Below are 26,899 nucleotides of genomic sequence, written 5' to 3' on the forward strand. Positions count from 1 at the left end.
AGGAGATACAGGCAGTTATGATAGCATTATCATTTTTACTGCAAGGGTGTTCCTCCAACGATACAGAGGCTATCCAGCTTGATAGAGGGGGAAGTGAAGAGTTGAAAACAGATTTGACAGACGAGCTTTTGAAAGCAGCAGAAAAAGGAGATATAGAGGTGCTTCGAAAGGTTCTGGAGCAAAAAGTAGATATCAATGCTCAGGATGCAAACAAGCGAACGGCCTTAATGATTGCTACATATAATCAGGATGTGGAGGCAGCCAAGCTATTAATTGAGGCGGGGGCAGATGTTAATATTCAAGATAGCATGCAAAACACACCGTTCCTCTATGCAGGAGCAGAAGGCTATCTCGATATTTTAAAGCTTACTATTCAGGCGGGAGCAGATCCTACGATTTTGAATCGATATGGCGGAACAGCATTAATTCCAGCAGCAGAGCATGGTCATGTGGAGGTCATCGAGGAGTTATTAACGAATACAGACATTAACGTCAATCATGTCAATCATTTAGGATGGACAGCCCTAATGGAGGCGATTGTTTTAAATAACGGCAATCCTACACAGCAGACCGTGATTCAATTATTAATTGAGCATGGTGCAGATGTGACTATACCCGATCAAAATAATGTTACACCATTGCAACACGCGAAACAGCGAGGCTTTCAAGAGATTGAACAAATCCTAATTGCCGCGGGAGCAAAATAATCCACATTATAGACAAAAGGAATCTAGAGGTCACGCTCTCGATTCCTTTTGTTGTACGAGATATTTAAAACCTCCACATGCGAACCTTTAGAGTTTTTATTGAAGAAAATAAGAGATATAGAAAATTATTGTAAAATGTTGTTTTTATAATTATTTTTTCTTTTATCAATTAGCAACAAAACTGACAGCACGACTACACTCAATATCACTATAAACCAAAAAGACAAGTAGAGCGTCATAAATCCTCCAAATGTCTCATCAAACTCTAAAAGAGCGACATCTGGGTTATACATGCCTCCCATGGAAATATATCTAGCCACTTCAAGATAAACAATATGAAAGAGAATACTCATCCATAGTGTACCTGTATATCTTCTATATAGCTGTAGAGCAATGCCAAAAATGAAGAGTAAAATAAAGTAGTCTATAGTTACTGTAAATGGTTCACTAAAGAATATGGATGCCATGGCCATCACCATAATCGGCACACATATGAAAATTAACGGTTGCAAAATTAATGAGATGATAAACCGATATTTCTTATGCAACTCTTCAAAAATTAGTCCCCGGATATAAACTTCTTCTGGAAATGCCTCATACATAAATGCTGTTAATGAATTGATTAAAATAGCGATAATGACATTTGTTGTCAAGTTCAACCTGACATTTTCTATGCCACCAAATAAATAAGCTGTTAAAATGCCTGATACGAGTAAAATAAAAGGCAACGCAATACCGAACATCAACTTAGATAATGAATTAACACCCTTCAATCCAATATTTTTTAAAAAATCTGGATTTTCTCTTTTAAGTACAAAAAGGACAACAAGCGTTAACCCAGTAAAAATCATTCCTTGTAAAAGCATGGCTATTTTTTTATCCATACCTTGTGTTTCTATCAAATATTGTCCGACATTTCCCGAAACAAAGAGAAATAGTGATACGAGTACAAAGTACAAAAGCAACCGGCTAATCCTGAATGTCGAAGAACTTATTTGAAATCCCCCTCTTTTTAATGTGGTGTCGTTATAGATTACGTATCAACAAGTGTATAGTTTCAATTTTCTTAATGTGAATTATGGAAAATTATAGAATATTACCAATGTGTATTCCAGTTAATGGTCTGTTTGTTATTGTTACATACCAGATGTTTTGAAAATTTCTTTCTAGTTGTTCTTAAATTATTTTTCTTATTTTTTTATTTTTTTTAATAGTTTATTTATTGGCAGTTTAGATATGGGCTTTATGATAAATCTTGTAAACCAAATGACACCAAAAAGGAGAGTTTTATAGATGAAATTAAGAAAACGTATGGTTCCAGCAGCATTAGCTTTATCCGTTTTATCAGCAGGTCTTGTTACATTTAACGAGCCTTTGAATGCAGAGGCAGCAAGTAAGAAAGTGGTAGCAGCTGCCGAAAATGAGCAAGTAGCAAAGATTACAAATATTAAGCCATTAAATACAATGACACTTCAAATTACATTTAACCAGCCGTTAGCAGCAGCTGATGTAGATCTGAATAATCTAGATGCAATTAAACAGAATTTTACGTTTAATGGAGATTTAGAGATTGTCAATGTGCCACGCTTAATGACAGGATCTAAGAGTACATATATTGTACCGACGACATTCCAAGAAGATGACTTCATCTATACATTGAGCTATAAAGAACAGCGGAATAAAGTTTTTGAAGGAACAGATGAAAAAGTATTTGTACGCAATGTGGAGCAAGTAACAAACGATACATTTACATTGGAATCATTCCAAGAGGATGGCGTTGTGGACTATGCCAATATTATTGAAGCATATCGCGCTGGTCGTGGAGATTTAGCATTTAGCTTAGATCGTCATAATCGAGATGCGAGTGGCAAACGTTTTGATGTTATATCTTCATTACGTGACCGCTATGTGACAGTGAAAACAAGTGAAGGAGAAGAGTTTGTAGCAAACTATGTACCATTCACGCAAGCAGCAGATGGCAGACAAGCTCCTCAATTTAGATTACCGGCTGGACAAATATTAAAACCAGGTGTCACATATCGCGTGTACTCACAATGGGCGGAAATGGATGTAAAGAGCTTTGTAGCACAAGAAATCGCACCATTTACACTACAATCAGCAAAAGCTATTGATGAAAAATCATTCGAATTACAATTAACAAATGATCCTCAATCTGATTTACTAGCAGGAAGAAGTGTTGAGCTACGTGGAAATGATGGTAGCACATTACAAGCACAGTATCGCTATTCATCACGTAAAGGTGCTGTAGGTATCTTTGATGTTGCGAACGGTGGCACGTTAAAAGCCAATGTAAGTTATACAGTTATGCCATTAAACAACTGGGCCACAGCAACAAATGTAGTTCTACAAGGAAAATAATTTTTAATAGAATAATGAATCTGTCATTTGAAACCTAAAACCTGAAACCTAATAGATGTAAAGTATCCAAATAAAAATCTCGTCACATGCTGTGGCGAGATTTTTTAGCTATAGCCAGCCTTTTTCACGTGCTACCTGAGCGGCCTGCTGTCTAGATTCGACCTGTAGCTTTTGAATAGAGGTTGATAAATAATTGCGAATGGTGCCTTTTGTTAAAAATAATCGTTTACTAATTTCATTTGTCGTTAAGCCTTCTTGAACAAGTTGTAGTACGGCAATTTCGCGTTCATTTAAAGGGTTATGCTCTTTCATAAATAAGGTAGCGGCTAAATCCTTGCTGACTACCTTTTCTCCTTGCATGATTTTCCGAATTGTAGCGATTAAATAATCAATGGGTTCATCTTTTAGTAGATAACCGTGAACCTCACAGTCCATCGCTTTTTGTAAATAGCCCGGGCGTGCAAAGGTTGTGACAATCATGACTTTGCAGGGGAGGTTAGCCTGTTTAATTTTTTCTGCAAGCTCCAATCCTGACAAATGAGGCATTTCTATATCTACGACACAAACATCAGGTAGCTCCTGTTGAATGTAGTCCCATGCTTTTTGACCATCTGACACTTCAGCTATTACTTCAATATCTGGTTCAAAAGATAAGAGCGATGTTAAGGCACCCCGTAGCATTTGTTGGTCCTCAGCTAGTAATACACGTATCATGTTAGAGGCTCCTTTCCATCTTGAATGGGTATGGTTAGTACCACACTTGTACCTGTAGGTGTGTTATTTTCAACCGTGGCCGAGCCCTGAAGAACTTGCATTCTTTCTTTCATTGAATGGATGCCATTGCCAAGCCCTTTCTGCGATAATCCAATTCCATCGTCTTTCATCTCTAGCGTATACAGTCCATTGTGACAATGGATTGTCATGTGGCATTTTTTTGCCTCACTATGCTTGAGGAGGTTTGTCGTAGCTTCTCGTACACATAAAGCAAGCATCGTTTCCTCCACGCTAGAAAGGACGATTGTAGGGCATTGATTGTGTAGCGTTGTTGTAATATTCGCGCTTTGTAATAGTTGCTGGCAGTGTATTAACTCGGTCTGTAATGATACAAAATTCATATCAGATACGAGCTCTCGTACTTGTTTTAGGGCGGTACGAGTAGTGGCTAGTATCTCATTTAATTCTTGTTTGACACTTGAAGGATCTCGGTCGATTAGTTTAGTTGTTAGCTCTGTTTTGATTTTAATCATCGTCAGCGTATGACCAATCGTGTCATGGAGATCTCTAGCAATTCGCTGTCGTTCCTCTTGTTGAACGAGCTGCGTATTGACATCAGCCAATTCAGATTGTAGGTTTTTCGACTTTTCTACAAAATAAATAAGGACAGGAAACACCATTTGAATAATCATCATTGGTGCTAGTACCTGTGATTCAACTGTTACTAGCGAATCTGTAGTAAGTTTCATGACGCCTAAAAACATGACAGCTATACCAAGCATCCCAATCGCGATATGCCATTTCGATTTGGCTCTTCCTAATAAATCGGCAAAGGTAAATCCGAAAATCAGCATAAAGATGTCCTCATATATACCGAGGATAGTAATAAGGAGGAAGGCTACAAGTGAAGCTACAAGCAACCTCCAATCTCGATGCCATAAAGCTATATAGAAGGCACCGAGATATAAGCCTAAAATCGATATTCGAGCTGCCAAAGGGAGAGCTGAATGAGACCATAACACCATCGTTATTAAAACAATCAAGGACATCACATCGATGATTAAATAATGCTTTATTTGTTCTCTAGGATAAATTTTTATTTCATACACCATCCTTTGTTGCGTATTACTGTGTCATCGCTTGAATGGTTTTTTTACGAATCCACTCCATCGGGCCCATATGAAAGCGCTGCTGCCAAAATGACGCTAACATGAGCTGTAGGCAAGATAGGGCTAGCCAAATACTGATAATAACAATGCTATTTAATTGACCTCCTAAGCCAAGCCCCCAGCCATAAAAAATGATAGAAGCCAGCACGTTTTGGAGGATATAACAGCTCAAAGACATCTTGCCAACTTGTGCAAAACATTGCCACAGCCAATCCAGTCTCTTATATTCTACCAGTTTACCTAAAATACCAATATAGCCAATTGATAGAATAGGAGCACATAAATAGCGAACAGGTAAATCAAACAGTCCACCAGGAACAAATAACAGTAAATTTAACGGTAGGCCAATATATATACCGATTTTAAAGAGCTTTTGACGAGCTTGACGTCCTTTGTCATGTTGCGAAAATACCTCATTGCGCATGAATTTCACACCAAGTAAAAATAAAAAGACATTCATTGGGATAATAAAAATGGCTTCTGTTCGATAAAATAAAAAATTCGTCAGACGATGTTGAACCTGTGCAAGCCATGTGCCCTGTTCATATAGAGCAGCCACAGTTTCCATACCATTGAAGGAAATAATTGTACCCTGTAGGCTACTAATGAAAATCAATAGAATCATAAGGACATGAAAGCTACCAAACAGATAGAAAGCCCATGTCATCACTTTGTCACCTAATCGGATTAGGAAGGCAACTATGAAAGCTGTCACTGCGTAGCTCATTAAAATATCGTATTCCATGACAAGTGTATAGTGCAGCAATCCTTCCAAACCTAAAAAGACAATTGTCCAAAGATAGACGCCCGGCCAAGCATTTCCTCTTCGTAGAGCTTGTTGGTATTTTAATTGTAAGCCTACCCCAAACATAATGGTTAACAGCCCAAGGAGCTTCCCATTGACGAAAAATAGGACGACCATTCGTAAAAAGTCATTGAAGGACCACCAACCAGAATAATTACTCGTTGTGATATACGATAAATCTCCTAGATAAGCAAAAATCCAAATATTTGTGCCAAGTGTTCCTAAGACAGCGAAGCCTCTTAACATATCGATAAAGGGGAGTCGTTGTTGTGTTTGCATAAGTTCAATCACTCTTTCTTTTGTTTTCTTATGTTTTAAGAATAAGAAATTATAAAGAGAAAACCTATTCACAGCAGTCAAAGAATCTAGATGACAGGTGTCATAAAATTGCTGTAACGGCAAAAAAACCAGCAACATTAGAAGCTGGCTCATTTATTTTGTACATGAATAAATACGATAGTCCAAATATTTTCCGTATTTTTCGTTCATCGTCATATGCTCATCCATTACATCTAGTAATTCGGGTTCAATATGTTGGGAAAAATGAAATTCATGCTGAGACGAGATGGATTTATTTTTTTGTATTCGAATATTGTGAAACCCAGCTTGCTGCAATAATGTGACCCAATCCTTTTTCGTAAGAAGAGATTCAAATCCATAAAACTGCTGGATTTCTTGAGCTAGTTGGGAGGGAAGTGTTGCAGGAAGGGTGAATTCAATGGCAATAAAGCGGCCCCCTTTTTTTAATAAACGATAAATCTCTTGTAAAGCCCGTTGTTGATTGACAAAGGCCAGAACCGATTCGGCAAGAATGAAGTCAAAAGACTCTTTTTCAATTGAGGTTTGCTCAATCGAGCCTTCTATAAGGTTGACAGCTAAATGAGTTTTTTGCATTCGTTGTCTAGCTTTTTCGATCATAAGAGGATGAACATCGATGCCCGTGACATTTGCCTGATAGAAGGAAGCTAAATAAGCAGCAGTTTGCCCTGTGCCACACCCCACATCTAAAATGTCTACACCTCGCTGGATATTCTCATGTTCAAAAAGTGCTTTTGATAGATTAATGCCCCCAGGATGTGCACCTCCGATACCAAATTTAGCTAAAAATTGGAGATAATTGGAGCTTTGAATAATAAACACCTTCTTTTTTCTTATAGTATGACAAGAAAACTAGTAAGGTGACGTCCATATAGTAGTGTCTTACGAAATATATTATTTTTAACACTTCTTCAAATGTCTAATTCATCCTTAAAATTCGCACATATACTATCTTGAAGCTTTCAGATAGGGGGTGTATAAATGCCATATTTCCATCCAAATGCTAGAAGGGGATCATATCCGCCGAGCAATAGACAATATTTTGGCCCACCTTTTCGAGGTAGATCCATACAACAACCTTACTATTCTCCTAACCAACAATCACAAGGTTTAAGATTAGGGAATTTGCCTGATCATTTAAATACGATTATGGGGCACGCTGGGACGATTACGAATGGAGTCAATATGTTAAGGCAGATGGGGTCATTACTAAGTTTATTTAAATAAAAGCTAAAAACCCTCTTAAGAGAAGGATCTTAAGAGGGTACATAAAAGTGTTTAATTGACTTGGACAAGTTGCTTTTCAATAATAGAACGATTTTTTTCTTTAAATAGCTCATTATGAGAAGAGACCATACCATGACGATAGGCTGATGGCTCTAAATAAGTCTTAATCGAGTTAACGGCATTAGCCGCATCCTGGAATGTCCCAAGTAGTAAATTAATTTTTCCTTCAAACGATAAAATATCTCCTGCTGCAAAAATGCCAGGCTGTGCCGTCTCTCCAGTTGCTCTTCCTTCTACATAATAATCATCCTTTTTAGGAACAGCAATGGCCTCATCAAATGTGAGGGATGCTTCACAATTATAGCCGTGGCTTACGATCACCTCATCGATTTGACGAATATAGCTTTGTTTAGTTGTCGTGTTTTCACATGTCACTAATTGAATAGCCGTTTTATTAGCATTGGCAGTAAGCTTTGTAATAGTTGTATTACACTCAATGTGTACACCAGCATCCAGTGCTTCCTGTACAGTTGCTTCATGTGCAGATAACTTCTCTTTACGGTAAACAACGGTCACACTTTTGGCAATCGGGCTTAATTCAACAGCCCAATCAATGGCCGCATTGCCACCACCTGAAATCAAGATATCCTTATCAACAAAGCGTTTATAGGATTGTACAGTATAATGTAAATTCGCCATTTCGTATTTTTCAGCACCTTCAAGTGTTAGCTTTTGTGGATTGATAATGCCACCTCCTACAGCTAACAGCACTGTTCTCGAATAATGCTTTTCACCCGTCGCTGTATGTATGATAAATAGATCATCCTGGCGTTCAATAAAGTCTACCTTTGTGTTAGTCAAAATCGTAGGATCAAACGTTTTTGCTTGCTCGATTAACTGTTTAGCAAACTGCTCGCCTAACACAGGAGGGTGTCCGCCAATATCCCAAATCAACTTTTCAGGATACAGTAATACTTTTCCACCTAACTGTGGTTGGCTTTCCAATAATTTTGTTTTTAATCCACGTAAACCACTATAAAAGGCACTATATAAGCCAGCAGGGCCTCCGCCAATAATTGTCACATCGTATATAGGTTGCATTTTTATTGCCACATCCTTAATGAATAGTAAAAAAGTAATTGACAAAATCTTATCGGAAAACTAGACTAATTCTAGTGATAATGATTATCATTTTTAACTATGAATATCATAGCATGGAAATAAGTAAAAAGAAAGTGAGGGTCCGTTTTGCGTTTAGAAGTTGACTCGATACGTGTTGGTTATGAGAGCAAAACCATTGTGCATGACTTATCATTGCAAATTCCAGATGGCAAAATTACGACGATTATTGGTTCAAATGGTTGTGGAAAATCAACGTTATTAAAGGCCATTACGCGTATTTTAAAGCATGAGAGTGGGCAGGTCATATTAGATGGTCAAACGATTTCCAAGATGAAAACGAAAGAATTGGCTAAAGAGCTGGCAATTCTACCACAGAGTCCAGAAAGTGCACATGGTTTAACAGTGGAAGAGCTAGTATCCTACGGTCGATTTCCTTATCAAAAGGGCTTTGGGAATTTATCTCAAAAGGATAAAGAGGTAATCGATTGGGCTCTACAGGTGACCAAAACAACAGACTTCCGTTTACAATCTGTGGATGCTCTATCTGGTGGACAGCGTCAGCGTGTGTGGATTGCGATGGCATTAGCTCAGGAGACTGACATTATTTTTTTAGATGAACCCACAACCTATTTAGATATGGCGCATCAGCTTGAGGTTTTAGAGCTGCTATATAAGCTCAATGAAGAACAAGGACGTACCATTGTCATGGTCCTCCATGATTTAAATCAAGCGGCACGTTTTTCAGATTATATTGTAGCGCTTTCACAAGGTGAGCTGGTGAAATTCGGAACTGCAGAAGAAGTGATGGTTCCAGAAGTATTGAAAAAAGTATTTAATATTGATGCGGTCATTGGCAAGGATCCACGAACAAATAAACCAATGTGCATTACATATGACTTATTACAAACGGTATAAAAGGAGAAGGACAATGAAAAAGTGGCTATTACCTATGTTCATGATGCTTGTATTAGTACTTGCAGCGTGTGGCAATAAAGAAGAGAAAACAGAGAAGGCAGATGAAGGCTCAAAAGAAGCAACGTCAGCAGAAACAATTACCTATCAATCAGAGACAGGTCCTGTGGAAGTACCAGCAAATCCTAAACGAGTAGTGGTATTATCGTCATTTGTAGGGGATTTATTACAGCTTGATGTAAATGTTGTAGGTGTGGATGCTTGGGCAGCGAAAAATCCAAACTTCGAAGATGCTATTAAAGATGCAGTGGTTGTTGAAAATACAGATATAGAAAAAATTCTTGAGCTAGAGCCTGATTTAATTATTGGCTTAAGTGGAATTGAAAATGCTGATAAACTATCAGAAATTGCGCCGACAGTGTTATTTACCTATGGCAAAGTAGATTATCTTCAACAGTTTATTGAAATAGGGAAAGTTGTAAATAAAGAAAAAGAAGCAACGGCATGGGTAGAAGATTTTAAAGCACGTGCGTCTGAAACTGGTAAAAAAATTAAAGAAAAAATCGGTGAAGATGCAACTGTCACAGTGGCAGAAAACTTTAATAAACAGTTTTATATTTACGGTGATAATTGGGGTCGTGGAACAGAAATCCTTTATCAAGAAATGGGCTTAAAGATGCCTGAAAAAGTAAAAGAAACTGCTCTAGAGCCAGGCTACTATGCGATTTCTCAAGAAGTATTAGGGGACTATGCAGGGGACTATGTCATCTTTAGTATGTTCCAAGATCAAGATAATTCCTTCACTGATGCTGCGTGGTTTAAAGATTTAGAAGCAGTGAAAAATGGTCAATTATTTGAAGTGAATGCCAATGCCTTTTACTTCAATGATCCTATTACATTAGAGTATCAGTTAAAGTTCTTTGAAGAGAAATTTTTACAATAATTGAGTAGAGAGTAGCGAAGGCAAATGACAAAGTTTCGAAAGCTTCCATTTTGGCTTCAGGTATTGCTTGCTTTGACCGTATTATTTGGTACGGCCGGTATCTCGTTGTGCTTAGGGGCAGCGAATACGAGTATTCAAGATGTCTTTCAAGCAATTGTCGGACAAAGTGGTGGTAAACATTACACGATTTTACGAGAAATTCGCTTTCCTCGTATCATTGCAGCTATTTTTGTTGGTAGTGCACTCGCTGTCGCTGGAGCAATTATGCAAGGGGTTACACGAAATCCATTAGCTGATCCAGGGCTGCTTGGTTTAACGGCAGGGGCCAATGCTGCCCTTGCCTTAACGATGGCATTTATTCCGAAATTCTCATATTATACGTTAATTTTAGCCTGCTTTGTTGGAGCTGGAATTGGCATGATGATAGTTTATGGAGTGGGTGCTTCTACTAAAAAAGGCTTTTCACCATTGAAGCTTGTGCTAGCGGGTGCGGCTGTAACGGCATTATTACAAGCAATCGCTGAAGGGACAGGCATTTTATTTCAAATTTCCAAGGATGTATCCATGTGGACAAGTGGCGGATTCATTGGCACAACATGGCAGGCATTATTAATCGTACCTGTCATTGTGATTGGTTTACTGCTAGCGTTTGCTTTTAGTCGCCAATTAACGATTTTAAGTTTAAATGAAGAGGTAGCAGTGGGCGTTGGGCAAAATACAACGATGATTAAAGGTATAATGATGTTTGTAGTGGTCATACTTGCAGGCTCAGCGGTGGCACTCGTTGGGAATCTAGCATTTGTTGGCTTAATGGTGCCGCATATGGTTCGTGCATTTGTAGGAACCGACTATCGTTTTGTCTTACCGATGAGCGCTATTGTTGGCGGCTGGTTTATGGTGACAGCTGATTTTGCAGGGCGTATGATTAACGCACCATATGAAACACCAGTTGTGGCGATTATTTCAATTATTGGTCTACCATTCTTCCTACTTTTAGTGCGGAAGGGAGGACGCCAATTTGTTTAAAGACGGTCGTAAAAAACAGCGCAAATGGTTAATCCTTTGGCTGATTGTTACTCTGTTTATTTTTGTTATGGGCATATCATTAGGTGCTGCTTCTGTATCCATTGATCGTATTATTCCAACCTTGCTCGGCGATGGAAGTTTTAAAGAGTCCTTCGTGCTATTTTCGGTCCGCTTACCAAGAATTTTTGTGCTAGCTGCTGCAGGCATGGCGTTAGCTTTAGCAGGCGCTGTGTTGCAGGGCGTTACTCGCAATGATTTAGCGGATCCAGGAATGATTGGGATTAGTGCGGGTGCAGGAGTTGGGATTACTATATTTTATTTATTAGTGAAGGGGGATCTCCCTCACTTTGCTTATGTCTTACCTGCTGTAGGCTTTTGCAGTGCCTTATTAACAGCCCTATCGATTTACTTTTTCTCCTATCAGCGCAATAAGGGTGTGCATCCCGTGCAGTTTATTTTAGTGGGGGTAGGGGTCGCTTCAGCTCTATCAGGAGTCATGATGGTATTAATCTCCTCAGCCGAGCGTAGTGATGTACAATTTATTGCACAATGGCTAGCCGGTAATGTATGGGGCACGGATTGGCCATTTTTCTGGGCATTAGTACCTTGGCTTGTGCTAGGTATTCCTTATATTTTTTACAAGGCCAATGTCTTGAATGTCTTGGCTATGACAGAGCAAACAGCGGTAGGCCTCGGCATGAATATAGGGCGAGAACGTTTGCGATTATTAATTGTCGCGGTTGCGTTAGCGGCTGCTGCGGTATCGATAACAGGTGGTGTAGCCTTCATTGGTTTGATGGCCCCCCATATTGCCAAACAACTCGTTGGCCCACGCTATCAATTCTTTTTACCACTAACATTACTTATTGGAGCGAGCTTGCTTATGCTGGCTGATACGATTGGACGTGTTGCCATCGCCAGCGCAACTGTCCCTGCTGGTATTGTCGTGGCATTTATTGGTGCACCTTATTTCTTATATTTATTGCGGAAGAATGTCTAGAAAAGTATGAATCAAAATTAAGTGATGCTCGAAAGAAAAGACTTTTGTTCTAGCGAAAATAGGGAAATATTTATTTTAAACATTCTATATAACAAGTTTTTAGGAACCTCATTCGTTGAGGTTCTTTTTTTATATAATCATGGCAGGAGGTGATTAGATGATTTTATTAGCACGTCAAACATCAGAGACGCAAAAGATGCTAGAGGCACTTATACAAAGACTTCCTGTATCCCATAGTGAATATACATTTTATTGTGAGCATTTAAGGCGTCTACAGGCAGGATTCGCTGGTGAACAGCTCGTTGATGCAAAATGGCTTGAACTAGACTTACCATCCCCCCACTATTTTCTCCATGACTTTCAAACAATGAATGATTTTGGTTCTACCCATCAAATGGACACCATCTTTCTCTGTCCTTACTTTGTCCTCATCCTAGAAATCAAAAATATTACAGGCAAACTTTCATACGATGCTTCATTCGCTCAATTAACACGTACGACCGCAGATGGTGCAGTCGAAGGCATGACGGATCCATTTCTTCAGCTGGAACGGCATGTAGTATGGATGAAAAAACTAGTACAGAAGGAACGGATTGATTTACCAGTTTTGCATGCGGTGGTATTGGCAACGAGAAATGGTATTTTGACAAAAGGATTTGAGGGGCTGCCTATCTTTCATGTGGCAGGGTTACGATTTAATCTACAAAAATGGATGGAGCGGCATCAACCTAGAGTAAGAGTAGACCTTTTGCGATTCGCCAACCTTTTATTATCCCTGCAAACAAAGTTGAAAAAAGAGGTAGAGGTACCGCTCAAGGAAATGACGAAAGGTGTGTTATGTCCACAATGTGTTAATGGGCAGCGATTATCGTATCACTATAAAAAATGGACGTGCCCACGCTGTGGATTGGTGGACGATGATGCATTGGTTCGAACATTAGAGGACTACAGGTTACTAGTCGGGCAGCAGCTGACCAATCGAAGTTTTCGGGAATTCTTTGCCATTGCATCCCCAAACCTTGCATACAAGTTGTTACAACAACTCCCATTGAAAGCGGAGGGTGTCAAAAAGCATCGAAAATATTGGATTATGGAATAGAGAGCTAAAAGCTACAATTCAAGCGGTCTGAATTGTAGCTTTTGGTGTTGTAGAGGGGAATGGCGCTTGAAATAGGTTGCTAGAGAGCGGAGAAAGTGGGGGATACGCTTGAAGCAGGTGGATAGAATGCTCAAAGTGACGGATAAGAAGGAGAAAGTGGCGGATAGAACGCGCGAAGTGATGGATAGAGCGGGGAAAGTGTAGGATACGCGTGAAGTGGGTGGATAGAATGCTGAAAGTGACGGATAAGGTTGAGAAAGTAGCGGATAGAACACGCGAAGTGAAGGATAGAGCGGGGGAAGTGGAGGATACGCGTGAAGCAGGTGGATACGATGCTCAAAGTGACGGATAAGAAGGAGAAAGTAGCGGATAGACCGCGCGAAGTGGTGGATAGAGCGGGGAAAGTGTAGGATACGCATGAAGCAGGTGGATAGAATGCAAAAAGTGAAGGATAGAGAGTTAAAAGTAGCGGATAGACCGCGCGAAGTGGTGGATAGAGCGGGGAAAGTGGAGGATACGCATGAAGTAGGTGGATAGAATGCTGAAAGTGACGGATAAGGTTGAGAAAGAAGCGGATAGAACGCGCGAAGTGAAGGATAGAGGCGGAGAAAGTGGAGGATACGCGTAAAGTGGGTGGATAGAAAGCTGAAAGTGACGGATAAGGTTGAGAAAGAAGCGGATAGAACGCGCGAGGTGAAGGATAGAGCGGGGAAAGTGGAGGATACGCGTGAAGTGGGTGGATAGAAAGCTGAAAGTGACGGATAAGGTTGAGAAAGTAGCGGATAGAACGCGCGAAGTGGTGGATAGAGCGGAGAAAGTGAAGGATACGCATGAAGCAGGAGGATAGAATGCAAAAAGTGACGGATAAGAAGGAGAAAGTGAAGGATAGACCGCGCGAAGTGGTGGATAGAGCGGAGAAAGTGGAGGATAGGCAGAGAGAAGTGAGAGGATAGGATGCTGAAAGTGAAGGATAGAGCAATAAAAGTGAAGGAGACCTCTCTCAAAACCACACATCCCAGGCTAATAGCACATACCCCAAGAGCGACGTTTCGCTTATTTCCTACTAGACAAATAGAGTTTTTAGGTATATAGTTAGCTAGGCTAACTAATTTAAAAGGAAGTGATGTTGTGACGATTGAGCAGGAGTTTTTTAATCAGTATCGTTTAATGTATAGGCCTTTTATTAATCAGCTGAATGTGCAGCTTGAGCCTTATCAGTTATATAGTTCGCAGTGGGCTGTACTGCGTTTTTTGAAAGATAGAGGTCCACATTCATTTGTAGATATCGCTACTTTTATGTCGATCGAGAAGCCGAGTGTGACGAAGCTTGTGCATAAGCTTGTGGAGTTAGGCTATGTGGAGACAGTAGCGGGCAAGGATAAGCGTGAGAAGCTTGTCCATTTATCGGCGCATGGTGATGAGCTGGTGCAGGAGATTAAGTTGCATTTGAGTCCGTTTTTTGAGCAGGCCCTAGCAGGTGTGCCAGAGCAAGAGATTGAAATTGCGACCAAGGTTTTAGCAAGAATTTGTATGAATATCAATCAATAGGAGAGAGTAACGTGGAAGCAACCAGAAAGAAACTATGGACAAAGGATTTTTTAATTGTCTCACTTATTAATTTTACCATTACGTTAATCTTTTATTTATTAATGGTTACGATTGCGGCATATGCTGTGGAGCATTTTAATGCTTCGACAAGTACAGCAGGGCTTGTTTCGAGTATTTTTATTATCGGGACACTGATAGGACGTCTTGGTACAGGACGTATTATTGGTGATTGGGGTAGTAAAAAAACATTATTTTGTGGATTACTATTATTTATGTTGTCCACGATGTCTTACTTTATAGCAGGTAATTTGCCATTGCTGATGTTAAATCGTCTAGTGCAGGGGATTGCCCTTGGTATCGCTAGTACAGCAACAGGGACGATTATTGCGCAAATTTTACCACCTGAGCGACGTGGTGAAGGGATTGGTTATTATAGCTTAAGTGCGATTTTAGCTACAGCTATTGGACCATTTATTGGTATTTTATTAACACAGCTTTTTGAAGATTATCGTATGATTTTTGCCGTGGATTCCGTTTTAGCTATTATTTGCTTTTTTATGTATTTTATCGTGACAGTGCCAGATGCACCGAAGAAAGCGAAGGATTCAGCTGTGAAGGCTGGCTTTAAGGTGACAAACTTTATTGAGATGCGTGCTGTGCCTATCGCCTTTGTTGCACTTGTGATTGGCTTTGCCTATTCAGGTGTTATGTCCTTTATGACCTTTTATGCTAAAGAGTTAAATCTTGTATCAGCCGGTAGTTATTTCTTTATTATTTATGCCATTGTGATTTTGGCTACACGTCCATTTACAGGAAAACTACTTGATACAAGAGGAGCCAATATCATTATTTACCCATGCTTAGTTATTTTTGCTATCGGTATGTATGCTTTTAGCTCAGCGACGACTACGATGGCTCTTTTAATTGCTGCTGCATGTATTGGTATTGGTTATGGTAACTTCAACTCCGTTGCACAGGCCATTGCGATCAAAGTAACACCTAATGAGCGTTTAGGACTAGCTACTTCGACTTATTTTATATTTTACGATTTCGGTTTAGGCGTCGGGCCTTATTTCTTAGGATTATTTGTTCCCTCTATGGGCTATAGCGCCATTTTCTTTTCGATGGTGTTTGTCATTTTAGTATCGATTGTGCTTTATTATTTCTTACATGGGAAACATGAGAAAATGAAACAAGCGAATATTTCGTAGATTAGAATCATTATATTGTAGAAAAAACGTCTTTTTTCTAGTTGGCTGTGTAGATCAACTGAAAAATGACGTTTTTTTCTTTTTCAAAAAAAATATATTGCAATGGAGGATGATAATCATTATCATCACAATATAAAACTAATTCGGAAGTAGGAACGAAGGATGAAAAATAAATCATTATTGTCAGTATTAGTAGCTGGAGGCATTCTAATGGCTGGCTGTGGCGATACAGAAGAAGTAAAAAAAGAGGACAAGCCGGCAACAGAGCAGTCAGAGCAAGCCACACAAGCAGTCGATTTAACTAATGAACTATCTGCCTATCAACAATTTGCGTTAGAGCAAATGGATCAATTTTTACTAGAAACAGAGAAATTTGTGAACTTATTCAAGGCAGGCGATATTGAAGGCGCAAAAGCAGCGTATGCACCAGCACGTATGTACTTTGAGCGCTCTGAGCCAATCGCAGAAAGCTTTGGAGACCTAGATCCACGTATTGATGGACGTTTAGCAGATATCAAAGACGAAGGCAAGGGCGAGGAAGAATGGTCTGGCTACCATAAGCTTGAGTATGCATTATGGGAAGAAAATACAACAAAAGGCTATGAAGCTGTAGCAGATCAGCTACTTGCAGATGCGAAGGAATTGCACGCTCTTGTGCAAACAGTTGAAGTGACGCCGGATTTAATGATAACAGGTGCAGTAGACTTATTAAATGAAGTATCGACATCTAAAATTACAGGTGAGGAAGAAATTTATTCCCATACAGACCTTTATGATTTTAAAGCGAATATTGAAGGGGCAGAAAAAATCTTTGATATTCTACGCTCAAAATTAGAAGCAAAAGATGAAAAATTAGTGGCCACACTTGATGAAAAATTTAAGGCAGTGGACGATTTATTAGCACAGCATGCAACGGCTAATGGTGGCTATGTGTCATTCGAGGAATTAACAGAGGACAACACAAAAGCACTTGCGGCAGCTGTTAATCAGCTTGGAGAACCATTAAGTCAAATGGGGATCATTTTGGAGTGAACATAAATGACAACATCAAACGATGAAAAATGGATCAATAAGAAAATTTCTAGACGTGATATGCTGAAGCTGACAGGCATTGGGGTTGCAGGTGTTGCCATCGGTGCTTCTGGCTTAGGCGGTGTCATGAAAGCAATGGGCTATAATGTCTTTGAAACGGTAGAAGATAGTACGACAGCTAGCAATAAGGTCAATTTTTATGGCAAGCATCAGTCAGGTATTGTGACACCTGTGCAAAAGAATATTTATTTTGCTTCTTTGGATGTTTTAGTGACAACGAAGAAAGAGCTACAAGAGTTGTTCCAGCAGTGGACACCTCTTGTTGTTCGTTTAATGAACGGTGAATTAATGGTGGATGTATCGACGAATACAAGAGTGCCAACTGGTGATACAGGAGAGGCAGAGGGCTTAGATGCGGCTAATTTATCTATTACGATTGGTGTTGGTCCATCGCTCTTCGATAAGCTTGGCATGCAGCATTTAAAACCGGCAGAACTTAAAGATTTACCACATTTCCCGAAAGATCAGCTACAGAAGGAATATACAGGCGGTGATTTGTGTATTCAAGCATGTGCAGATGATCCGCAGGTGGCTTTCCATGCTGTACGAAATTTAGTGCGAGCTGCATCTGGTAAAGTAGAAATTAAATGGTCTCAGGCTGGCTTTAACTCGTTTCCTGCTGGTGGAGGAACACCGCGAAATCTCTTTGCCTTCAAGGACGGCACCGTGAATCCAGCGATTACGGATGAGAAAGATTTAAATAAGGTTGTATGGGTGGATAAAGGCTGGCTAAAAGGCGGCTCTTATTTAATTGCGCGTAAAGTTCAAATGCATCTTGAAACATGGGATCGCACATCATTGAAAGATCAAGAAGCAACCTTTGGACGTTACCGTGACAGTGGGGCACCCTTTGGCAAAACAAAGGAATTTGATGATTTTGATGTAGAGGCTAAGGATGAGAAAGGGAACTATATTATGCCTGATACATCACATGTCCATTTGGCACGGAAATCAGGTGCGCGTATTTTACGTCGTTCCTATTCATATGCATCAGGTGTTATGTCAAATACAGGAACCCATGATGCAGGGCTTATTTTTATCTCCTTTCAAAAGGACCCAGCCCAATTTACAACAATCCAAAATAGCTTAGGACGAATGGATAAAATGAATGAGTACATTACCCATCGAGGCAGTGCCGTGTTTGCTTGCTTCCCTGGTGTACAAAAGGGGAGTTATTTAGGTGAAGCACTTTTTAATGCGCTGTAGTATGGTCATCGCCTTCATCCTGATTTTAGCTTTGCCTGTGCAAGCTGCGCAATCTTATAGTCATTTATATATTGCGATCAGTGATGCATTGATGAATACAAAGCAGGATAAAGAGACGGAGGCCAAGCAAGCTCTTGAACAATTTGCTACGGACTGGGCTAACGTTTCTTCAGAACAAACAGAGGCAAAAGCCAAAGTCGATAAAATTCTTCAACAGGCCACGAATGCCACTTCCAAGGAACAACGTTTACAGGCGCTGTCGGCTCTATCGAATGCGTTACGTGACTTAGAAAAGCTTGAAAATCCTGTTGATGAAGCGGCACAGCGAACAGAGTTTGGACAAAAATTTAAGCCAATTATGGCAGACTTTGAACAGGCTTTGGCAAGCGGAGATCGTCAGGCCATTGACGAAGCTTATAAAGATTTTAATAATAAATGGAATAAAAATGAACGACCTGTGCGGGAGCAAAGTATTGCGATGTATGGGCAAATCGAAACACAAATGGCATTTCTTCGTATTTCTATTTCCGCTGAGGAACCAGATATAGCGCTAATGAAAACTCAATTTGCCGATTTACAAAAAACGATTGAGGATTTTGTGGCAGGAAAGGAAACAGCTGAAGTAGTAGAAGGTGACTATTCTTTAGCTACATTGATTGCCTATATTGACGAGGCTCAAGATTTCATTGATGCTGGTGATTATCAGTCGGCTTCAAATAAAGTGCGTGAGTTTATTACGATATGGCCAAGTGTAGAAATTGAAATCTCCACACGAAATGGCAGTCTTTATACGAAAATTGAAAGTGATATGCCTATTATTGCGAGTGATTTATTAAAATCTACTGTAAATCAAGAAGCACTGACAAAGCAATTAGATACATTCCGTACTGAAATCGAGCTCATCCAAGGTGATTCCGATTATACAATATGGGACGCCGCATTAATTTTGCTACGTGAAGGACTAGAGGCATTACTTATTATTTTAGCCTTAGTATCATTTCTTGAAAAATCAGGTCAGAAGAAGATGCGAAAATGGATTTATGTTGGTGCATTTGTCGGTGTGTTATTATCAGCCGTCGCAGCTATTCTTATGTCGACCATTTTAAATTCAGCTACGATTGATACGAATCGAGAATTAATGGAAGGCTATGTCGGCTTATTAGCGGCTGCCATGATGATTGGTGTCGGCATTTGGCTGCATAGTAAATCCAATGTGGTCAGTTGGAATCGCTATATTTCGAAGCAAATGGGTCAGGCTATTTCCAGTGGCTCTATTGTGGCAATGGCTGCAATCAGCTTCTTGTCAGTCTTTCGTGAAGGGGCGGAAACACTTGTCTTTTATGCGGGTATTGCCCCGAAAATGGAGACCTCACAATTTATCCTCGGGATTGTCGTAGCACTGCTGATTCTTGCAGTACTTGCCATTGTCTTGTTTAAAGCAAGTGGCAAAATTCCAGTTCATAAATTCTTTGCGGTAGCGACCATTTTAATTTACGTATTAGCCTTTAAAATTATTGGTGTTAGCCTGCATACATTGCAGCTCACTGATCATTTGTCTTCAACAATTGTCGATCGCTTACCGGTTATGAGCTTGATTGGCTTCTATCCAACTGTGGAAACAATGATTGGTCAAGCTATTTTACTAGTGTTAGTGGCAGCTACTGTCATCTATAAAAAGAAACAAGCTTAAAGAGAAAGGTAGATGACTGAAAACGTCATCTACCTTTTTTATTGCCAATGGGCAGGTCGCTTTATATAGGAAGGTAATTTCGTGTAGCGATCACCCTGTGCTGCATTGATTTGCATTTGGGTTAAAAACATACTTGTCGACAGGTCTGCACCGCGCAAATTGGCATCCCGCAAATCAGCTCCGATGAAATCTACCTCTCGTAAATTAGCATCTTGTAAATTGGCCGCAATTAAATAGCCACCTCGAAGGTCCGTTCCACGTAAATCTTTGCCCTTTAAATTTTTGCCCATCCAATCAGCCCCACGCTGATTCAATTGTTTAGAAGCTTTCCCCTTTAGGCTATGTAGACGAATTTGTTCGCTTGTTTTGAGCAATAGTGCATTGACAGGCACACGTATAGCTACCATATCCAGTGCTAATAAGGCATCTGCATCTAATTCTGTTGTTTGTTGGAGCAATTCCAATTGAGCTAGAAGCTGCTCGTAAAGGTCGTTATTCACTGGATAGGATAATGCCTCTGCCACATACGCAATCATTTCGTAAAGCTGTTCCATCATTGGAAATACTCGAAACATCTTGTCAGCATGCTCACGGGATTGTCGCCAATCTTGCCCCTGAAACGTGACTTGTGAAACCTGCTGTCCTGCACCTAAGCAATCAAAAACCGTACAGCCTTTGAAGCCTGTTTCTCTTAGTTCACTATGAATGTGACAGCTATAATTATCCTGCAAATTGGGGCATGGTGAGCCTGCTGGTTTATTGATCGCAAAGTCACTTGAAGCAACAATATTTAAAGCCGTACAGCATAAGCCAAAACAGCTTTGACAATCAGCCTGTAAGCTCTCGCGGATGTTTATGCCCACTGATGAATCTCTATTTGTCAGATTTGACATGGTTAAATTCCTCTCTTACCTTCTAAACTTAGTTTTTATTTTATCACTTACACACTTGAAGTTGAACAAGAGAGAAAATGGTTTTTGAAAGATTATAGGGGATATGGTATTCTTCTTCAAAAGATGTTGTAGAGAAAAGTGGTGGTTGAACATGGGGGTAACGGTCAATGAATTATTACATTTGCCATCCTTTCGAGGGGCAGAGGTTTTAACGGGTCGAGATAATCTTCATCGTACTGTATCTTCTTTATCCGTGTTAGAAGTATCGAATGTTGATTTTTATTCCAGAATTATTAACCGTGTACAAGAGGAATGGTATGCAGAGGAGCTTGTTATTAGCTCATTTTATTCCATTCGAGATAGTGTGGAACAGCAATGTGAAACGATTCAGCATTTACATGATTTAGGCGAGCTAGGTCTTATTTTATATTATGTAGGGATTGTGTTGCCTGATATTCCAGAGGAGGTTCTGACACTAGCAGAATCACAGGGCTTTATTATCATCTGTATGCCAAGAAATGATTATTCCCTGCGCTATAATGAGGTTATTTATGAGGTTATGGAAGCCATTATTAGTCATCAAGGAGTCAATGATCATTTTGTCAAAGAGACGTTAGAAAAGGTATCCTTACTGCCAGAGCATTTAAGAAGTGTAGAAATTACGTTAAAAATGCTTTCGGATCGTTTGAAAGCCAATATTCTGCTAACGAATAGTCATTTTGATATTGTGAACCAAGTGATGTGGCCACGAAATTCAACATTAGATGTGGCGAAGGTCATTGCGGAATGTAGCCAATCGAATTTCCATCGAGAAGCAGGAACATTCGAGTTCCAACGAAGTACTGTCTCCTGTGTTGTTGAATATAAAAAAGTACACCAAAAAAATGGCGAGCCTCTTTATCTATTTCTGATAAAAGAAAATACAAAACTGCCAACTAAAACGATTGATAAAGTAAGTGAAGTGGTGCAAGTTGCGATTAATTTATGGGGGGATAAGCATGATGAGGTAAGTGAATATGCCTTAGTCAAAGCTATTATCAATGATGAAAGTGAGAAAATGAGAAGATTAGCAAATCTCCTTCATATTGATGTTTCTGCCATTCAGATGATGTGGTTAGTGTACATGCATGATCTTGCCGATGAAAAAAGAATTCGAGATGAATTAGATGAGCAACTGTCAACATATTACCAAACAAGAGTAATACAGTGCATGGATCAATGTGTTATTGTGCTGTTAGGGAATTGTCTTTATAAGCACCATGAGTTTGACATTGCAGTCGAATATTGTGAAACCACCAATTTTGATGATCAAATTGCGGAAATCGTTTATGCACCTAAAATGAAAAATACAAAGTCTGTGCGCCAAATGTATCAATTGGTTAATCAGGTAGGGGCTAAGGCGCATACCATTTATCCCATGCGAACGTTGTTTACAGCAGCAGAGGTACGTTCGATGAAAAGGGCTATAGATGTTAGTAGGCAGGGAGAAGAAATCATTGAAGAACATCTGTCTGTCATAGAACCCATTTTGCGGGAGCGTGATTCCTTGCAAACATTGATTACCTTTTTATTGGATGCGAATGCTAGTGTGGAGCGCTGTGCGGAGCTCCTTTATATTCATAAAAATACAGTGAAATATCGTATTAAAAAAATTAGTGAGCAGATTGGCACAGATGTGACAGTGTACTCAGAATTTTACGATGTGTATATGGCTTGTATGCTGTATCGCTTGATTAATGATTAGAATAATCTGAAATTTTGTCAATTTGAACAAAATTTCAGATTATTTTTTTCATTTACGCAAAAGACGTGACGCCTTCCTTTCTTTTATAATAAAAAACATTAATCCACCACCTAAGTAGAAGGAGGGAGTCACATGCAAAATAATAATAAAAGTCAGTCTTGGTATAGCTTGGGTATTATTTGGGCTGGCGCCATGATTTGTATTCCCAGTTTATTAGTAGGTAACGCACTCATTACCAATATGAGTTTATCAAAGGCACTTGCGGTTGCTTTTGTAGGCTACGCAATTGTCGTGTTCATTATGGTTTTACAAGGAATGCAAAGCAGTGATTTAGGAAAACCAACTGTCCATGTTGCTGGGCAAGTGTTTGGTAAAAAAGGCTCTCGAACAATCTTGTCCATCATTTTAGCCATTGCCTGCTTAGGATGGTTTGGTATTCAGGCCAATGTTTGTGGGGTCGCCTTAGCCAATTTGTTAGCCATTTATCATGTGAATATACCGATTCCGCTTGCTTCATTCATAAGTGGAATGGTGATGGTTGTTTCAGCGCTTTATGGAATGAAAGTGTTGCGTATTTTAAGCTATATTGCAGTACCTTTACTCGTAATCATTTGTCTTTACGGTTTAGGTCAAACATTATCAGGCGATCAGCTTCAGCTCATACGCGATTATCAGCCACAAGGCAATATGAGCTTTATGGATGGTTTAGCCGTTACCATTGGATCGTTTGCCTTAGGGGCCGTCATAGCAGGTGATTATTCACAATTTTCCAAAAAACGTTCAGATGTTGTCAAAGCAGCTACATTGGGGATTATTCCAGCAGGTGTGCTGATGATTGCAGTTGGGGCTATTTTAACCATTGCCTACCAAACAAGTGATATTACAGCTGTCTTTCTGCATATCGCTACACCGTTTATTGGTGGGGTTGGTTTAATTTTAGCGACATGGAAAACCAACTTGGTAAATGCGATTTCAGGCGGTATTGCTTTAATAAATGTATTCGATATTGCTAAAAACAAAGAACGATTAGCGATTGGTGTCGCGGGAACAATTGGTACGGTACTGGCCGTGGTAGGAATTTTAAATTATTTTACACCCATCATGTCCATCTTATCAGCTATGATTCCACCTGTTGCAGGTGTGATGATTGCTTCTTATTGGGTCATTCATCGAGGGAAGATAGATAGCTGGCATGAGGTTGAAGGTGTGAATCGATTAGGGGTGTTTTCTTGGCTTGTTGGCGCAGTGATTGCCTGTATGCCAGTAGTCTTCTCCTTATTCCCTGAATTGCCACCATTACCAAACCAACCGATGATCGGCATCCTTATTTCTTTCCTTATTTATTATATTGGCTATCGAGTATCCGTACAAAAAACTGTCATACTGGAGGAACATAGATGAGATATTTAGATCAAGCAGCAATTGAACATATTGCCATTGGGGCAGCATTTCTAGGAACAGGTGGAGGAGGAGATCCTTATATTGGGAAGCTAATGGCCCTTTCTGCCATCGAAAAAAATGGGCCTGTAAAATTGTATTCAGTGGATGAAATTTCAGACGATGACTTTTTCATTCCAGCAGCTATGATGGGTGCACCATCTGTGTTAGTAGAGAAATTTCCACGTGGTGATGAATTCGTGAAAGTTTTCCAAAAGCTTGCTCAGTATTTGGGTAAAGAAAAAATTGCTGGAACATACCCGATGGAAGCGGGTGGGGTCAACTCGATGATTCCGATTGTAGTTGCTGCACAGCTAGGGTTACCGTTAATTGATTGTGATGGAATGGGTCGTGCATTTCCTGAGTTACAAATGGTGACATTTAACCTTGATGGAATTTCGGCAACACCTATGGCCATTACAGATGAAAAAGGGAATATTGGTATTTTTGAAACGATTGATAATAAATGGACAGAGCGTATCGCACGGTCGGCAACTGTCGAAATGGGAGCTAGCTCATTAGTAAGCTTGTATCCAACAACGGGTGCGCAAATCAAGCAAAGCGGTGTGCATCATATCGTGACACTTTCAGAAAAAATCGGTGAAATTATTGCCTCGAAAAATCAAGAGGTAAACGATAAGCTACAACATCTTTTAGAGCTTGTGAAGGGCTTTGAGCTATTCCAAGGGAAAATTGTAGATGTTATTCGTGAAACAAAGGGTGGCTTTAACCTAGGTAAAATGAATCTTGAAGGCATTGCTCATTATAAAAATGATCAAATGAAAGTTCATTTCCAAAATGAAAATCTATTAGCAGAGAAGAATGATAAAGTGGTAGCGATGACGCCAGATCTTATCTGTCTGGTTGATTATGAAACATTGCTGCCTGTGACAACAGAAAGTCTAAAATACGGCAAACGAGTGCGCGTAATTGGCCTACCAGCTCATGAAAAGTGGCGTACCGCTAAAGGGATTGAAACGGCTGGACCAAAATACTTTGGCTATGATTACGATTACGTGCCAATTGAAGAAATGGTGAAAAAGGAGGTTGCAGAACATGTATAAAATTGGAATTGATGTAGGTGGAACAAACACAGATGCGATCCTTTTAGACCATAATAGTCAGCTAATTTATAGTGTGAAATCACCAACAAGTTTAGATATTAAAACGGGTATTGAAAAGTCCTTGCAACAATTACTACAAGGTGCCAACATTGATAAAACAAAAATTACCCATGCGATGTTAGGGACAACGCAATGTACAAATGCCATTGTGGAACGTAAAAAGCTCGCGAAGGTCGGCGTCATTCGATTAGGCTATCCAGCAACAGCCTCAGTGTTACCTTACACAGCTTGGCCAACAGATATGATTGATAAATTATCAGGTAATTATGCGATTGCTCATGGTGGCTATGAATACGATGGCCAATTACTAAGTGCACTTGATCAGGAAGAAATTAAGAAGCTATTAAAAGAATGGCAGGATGAAGTAGAATCGATTGCGATTGTAGGTGTCTTTTCTTCAATTAAAAATGACCAAGAATTACAGGTTCGTCAATGGATTCAAGAAGCCTATGGAGAGGATTTCCCCATTTCCTGCTCATCCCTAATTGGTTCGGTTGGATTAATTGAACGTGAAAATGCAACGATTCTCAATGCTGCTTTATGTAAGGTCATCGAAACGACAACCCAGGGCTTTATTCAGGCACTTCAAGCGGAAGGTATTTTTAACGTGGATGTTTACTTATGTCAGAATGATGGGACGTTAATGTCGATAGATTACGCGAAGCAATTCCCAATCCTGACGATTGCATGTGGGCCAACAAACAGTATTCGAGGCGCTTCGTATCTATCCCAAATTCAAAATACAATGGTGTTGGACGTGGGTGGAACAACTTCCGATATAGGTGTGTTACAGGATGGATTCCCGCGTGAATCGTCCGTTGCCGTGGAAGTAGGGGACATCCGTACGAACTTTAGAATGCCAGATATTATTTCGGTCGGACTCGGTGGTGGTAGTATTGTTCGGGTGAAGGACGACAAAATTACTGTAGGACCAGATAGTGTAGGCTATAAAATTAGTGAAGAAGCACTCGTATTTGGAGGCTCAACTTTGACAACAACCGATATTGCTGTACGTCTTGGTTTAGCCAATGTAGGCGATCGTAATTTAGTGGCTCATATTGATGAGGCATTTGCTAAAGCTGTTCAAGAAGAAATTTCTTTGTTATTGGAGCAAGCCATTGATAAAATGAAAACCTCATCTGAGGATGTATCACTAGTCTTAGTCGGTGGTGGCAGTATCATTGTACCTGACAGCATTCGCGGTGTTTCCAAAATTGTAAAAAATGAAAATGGTGGTGTTGCGAATGCCATTGGTGCCTCCATCGCACAAATTAGTGGCCAATATGAGCAAATTTATATTTATTCCAAAGAGCCTCGTGAGGAATCACTGAGGGACGCCGAAAATAAAGCAGTAAAACAAGCCGTGTTAGCAGGGGCCCTTGCAGATACGATTGAGCTTGTAGAAGTGGAAGAAACGCCACTAGCCTACCATCCAGAAAATGCAACAAGATTAAAAGTAAAAGTAGTAGGGAAAATGGTATAACGTTAAAAGGAAGAGTCTTAGGTAAATAAGGCTCTTCCTTTCATCGTGTT

Annotated in this window: 25 protein-coding genes; 18 read left to right on the forward strand and 7 right to left on the reverse strand. The window is 39.8% G+C overall.

Annotated features, from left to right (window positions below; translation table 11 throughout):
• The first annotated feature begins 17 nt into the window (after positions 1-17).
• Entirely contained in the window at positions 18-707 is a 690-nt protein-coding gene (locus MKY49_RS08445) for an ankyrin repeat domain-containing protein (protein WP_445928415.1), read from the forward strand.
• Between the two features lie 125 nt (positions 708-832).
• Here the strand turns inward: MKY49_RS08445 and MKY49_RS08450 are convergent, their stop codons facing one another.
• Positions 833-1,591 carry a CPBP family intramembrane glutamic endopeptidase gene (locus MKY49_RS08450; protein ID WP_341385955.1) on the reverse strand — a complete coding sequence of 253 codons (759 nt, stop codon included), beginning with the start codon at positions 1,589-1,591 and terminating at the stop codon, positions 833-835.
• Positions 1,592-2,000: 409 nt separating this feature from the next.
• On the opposite strand from MKY49_RS08450, the gene MKY49_RS08455 reads away from it, so the two are divergent.
• Positions 2,001-3,086 carry a hypothetical protein gene (locus tag MKY49_RS08455; protein ID WP_341385956.1) on the forward strand — a complete coding sequence of 362 codons (1,086 nt, stop codon included), beginning with the start codon at positions 2,001-2,003 and terminating at the stop codon, positions 3,084-3,086.
• A 108-nt stretch (positions 3,087-3,194) separates the two neighbouring features.
• Here the strand turns inward: MKY49_RS08455 and MKY49_RS08460 are convergent, their stop codons facing one another.
• The 4 genes from MKY49_RS08460 to MKY49_RS08475 all read right to left on the reverse strand — a co-directional run bounded on the left by MKY49_RS08460 (position 3,195) and on the right by MKY49_RS08475 (position 6,914).
• Complete coding sequence (locus MKY49_RS08460) at positions 3,195-3,800, reverse strand: response regulator transcription factor (RefSeq protein ID WP_274796685.1); 606 nt, start codon at positions 3,798-3,800, stop codon at positions 3,195-3,197.
• Positions 3,797-4,912 carry a sensor histidine kinase gene (locus MKY49_RS08465; protein ID WP_274796686.1) on the reverse strand — a complete coding sequence of 372 codons (1,116 nt, stop codon included), beginning with the start codon at positions 4,910-4,912 and terminating at the stop codon, positions 3,797-3,799. Before MKY49_RS08465 ends, MKY49_RS08460 begins: the two co-directional genes overlap by 4 nt.
• 13 nt (positions 4,913-4,925) lie before the next feature.
• A complete protein-coding gene (locus MKY49_RS08470) occupies positions 4,926-6,053 on the reverse strand; it encodes a DUF418 domain-containing protein (RefSeq protein WP_341385957.1) in 1,128 nt (375 codons plus the stop codon).
• Positions 6,054-6,206: 153 nt separating this feature from the next.
• Entirely contained in the window at positions 6,207-6,914 is a 708-nt protein-coding gene (locus MKY49_RS08475; protein WP_341385958.1) for a class I SAM-dependent methyltransferase, read from the reverse strand.
• Positions 6,915-7,073: 159 nt separating this feature from the next.
• Between MKY49_RS08475 and MKY49_RS08480 the strand changes: the two genes are divergently transcribed.
• Entirely contained in the window at positions 7,074-7,319 is a 246-nt protein-coding gene (locus tag MKY49_RS08480) for a hypothetical protein (RefSeq protein ID WP_274796689.1), read from the forward strand.
• 51 nt (positions 7,320-7,370) lie between these two features.
• On the opposite strand, the gene MKY49_RS08485 is transcribed toward MKY49_RS08480, so the two are convergent.
• Positions 7,371-8,420 carry an NAD(P)/FAD-dependent oxidoreductase gene (locus MKY49_RS08485; protein WP_274796690.1) on the reverse strand — a complete coding sequence of 350 codons (1,050 nt, stop codon included), beginning with the start codon at positions 8,418-8,420 and terminating at the stop codon, positions 7,371-7,373.
• Between the two features lie 147 nt (positions 8,421-8,567).
• On the opposite strand from MKY49_RS08485, the gene MKY49_RS08490 reads away from it, so the two are divergent.
• From MKY49_RS08490 to MKY49_RS08540, 11 genes are all read left to right on the forward strand, one after another.
• On the forward strand, positions 8,568-9,356 hold the full coding sequence (locus tag MKY49_RS08490) for an ABC transporter ATP-binding protein (protein ID WP_274796691.1): 789 nt from the start codon (positions 8,568-8,570) through the stop codon (positions 9,354-9,356).
• 13 nt (positions 9,357-9,369) lie between these two features.
• Positions 9,370-10,296, forward strand: a complete 927-nt coding sequence (locus MKY49_RS08495; RefSeq protein ID WP_274796694.1) for an iron-hydroxamate ABC transporter substrate-binding protein — start codon at positions 9,370-9,372, stop codon at positions 10,294-10,296.
• A gap of 24 nt (positions 10,297-10,320) precedes the next feature.
• Positions 10,321-11,322 (forward strand): FecCD family ABC transporter permease, encoded by a 1,002-nt coding sequence (locus tag MKY49_RS08500; RefSeq protein WP_274796695.1) that lies wholly within the window; start codon positions 10,321-10,323, stop codon positions 11,320-11,322.
• Positions 11,315-12,322, forward strand: a complete 1,008-nt coding sequence (locus tag MKY49_RS08505) for a FecCD family ABC transporter permease (RefSeq protein WP_341385959.1) — start codon at positions 11,315-11,317, stop codon at positions 12,320-12,322. Before MKY49_RS08500 ends, MKY49_RS08505 begins: the two co-directional genes overlap by 8 nt.
• A gap of 157 nt (positions 12,323-12,479) precedes the next feature.
• Positions 12,480-13,421 carry a nuclease-related domain-containing protein gene (locus tag MKY49_RS08510; RefSeq protein ID WP_341385960.1) on the forward strand — a complete coding sequence of 314 codons (942 nt, stop codon included), beginning with the start codon at positions 12,480-12,482 and terminating at the stop codon, positions 13,419-13,421.
• Between the two features lie 229 nt (positions 13,422-13,650).
• Positions 13,651-13,773 (forward strand): hypothetical protein, encoded by a 123-nt coding sequence (locus MKY49_RS08515; protein ID WP_341385961.1) that lies wholly within the window; start codon positions 13,651-13,653, stop codon positions 13,771-13,773.
• A gap of 776 nt (positions 13,774-14,549) precedes the next feature.
• Positions 14,550-14,969 (forward strand): MarR family winged helix-turn-helix transcriptional regulator, encoded by a 420-nt coding sequence (locus MKY49_RS08520; RefSeq protein ID WP_322611777.1) that lies wholly within the window; start codon positions 14,550-14,552, stop codon positions 14,967-14,969.
• Between the two features lie 11 nt (positions 14,970-14,980).
• On the forward strand, positions 14,981-16,180 hold the full coding sequence (locus MKY49_RS08525) for an MFS transporter (RefSeq protein ID WP_341385962.1): 1,200 nt from the start codon (positions 14,981-14,983) through the stop codon (positions 16,178-16,180).
• 162 nt (positions 16,181-16,342) lie between these two features.
• Positions 16,343-17,212: an iron uptake system protein EfeO gene (efeO, locus tag MKY49_RS08530; protein WP_312507034.1), complete on the forward strand. Its 870-nt coding sequence runs from the start codon at positions 16,343-16,345 to the stop codon at positions 17,210-17,212.
• Positions 17,213-17,218: 6 nt separating this feature from the next.
• Positions 17,219-18,478 (forward strand): iron uptake transporter deferrochelatase/peroxidase subunit, encoded by a 1,260-nt coding sequence (efeB, locus tag MKY49_RS08535; protein WP_274796705.1) that lies wholly within the window; start codon positions 17,219-17,221, stop codon positions 18,476-18,478.
• Positions 18,453-20,168 carry an FTR1 family iron permease gene (locus MKY49_RS08540; protein ID WP_322606217.1) on the forward strand — a complete coding sequence of 572 codons (1,716 nt, stop codon included), beginning with the start codon at positions 18,453-18,455 and terminating at the stop codon, positions 20,166-20,168. The genes efeB and MKY49_RS08540 overlap by 26 nt, the downstream gene beginning before the upstream one ends.
• Before the next feature lie 38 nt (positions 20,169-20,206).
• Here the strand turns inward: MKY49_RS08540 and MKY49_RS08545 are convergent, their stop codons facing one another.
• Positions 20,207-21,061: a pentapeptide repeat-containing protein gene (locus tag MKY49_RS08545; protein ID WP_312507036.1), complete on the reverse strand. Its 855-nt coding sequence runs from the start codon at positions 21,059-21,061 to the stop codon at positions 20,207-20,209.
• A 151-nt stretch (positions 21,062-21,212) separates the two neighbouring features.
• Between MKY49_RS08545 and MKY49_RS08550 the strand changes: the two genes are divergently transcribed.
• From MKY49_RS08550 to MKY49_RS08565, 4 genes are all read left to right on the forward strand, one after another.
• Positions 21,213-22,805, forward strand: a complete 1,593-nt coding sequence (locus tag MKY49_RS08550; RefSeq protein WP_312507037.1) for a PucR family transcriptional regulator — start codon at positions 21,213-21,215, stop codon at positions 22,803-22,805.
• Between the two features lie 132 nt (positions 22,806-22,937).
• Positions 22,938-24,206, forward strand: a complete 1,269-nt coding sequence (locus MKY49_RS08555) for a cytosine permease (protein ID WP_341385963.1) — start codon at positions 22,938-22,940, stop codon at positions 24,204-24,206.
• A complete protein-coding gene (locus MKY49_RS08560; protein WP_341385964.1) occupies positions 24,203-25,306 on the forward strand; it encodes a DUF917 domain-containing protein in 1,104 nt (367 codons plus the stop codon). Before MKY49_RS08555 ends, MKY49_RS08560 begins: the two co-directional genes overlap by 4 nt.
• Complete coding sequence (locus MKY49_RS08565) at positions 25,299-26,849, forward strand: hydantoinase/oxoprolinase family protein (protein WP_341385965.1); 1,551 nt, start codon at positions 25,299-25,301, stop codon at positions 26,847-26,849. Before MKY49_RS08560 ends, MKY49_RS08565 begins: the two co-directional genes overlap by 8 nt.
• Positions 26,850-26,899 lie beyond the last annotated feature (50 nt).

This window comes from Lysinibacillus sp. FSL M8-0134 (genome assembly GCF_038069745.1).
In the GTDB taxonomy this organism is placed as follows: Bacteria; Bacillota; Bacilli; order Bacillales_A; family Planococcaceae; genus Lysinibacillus; species Lysinibacillus irui.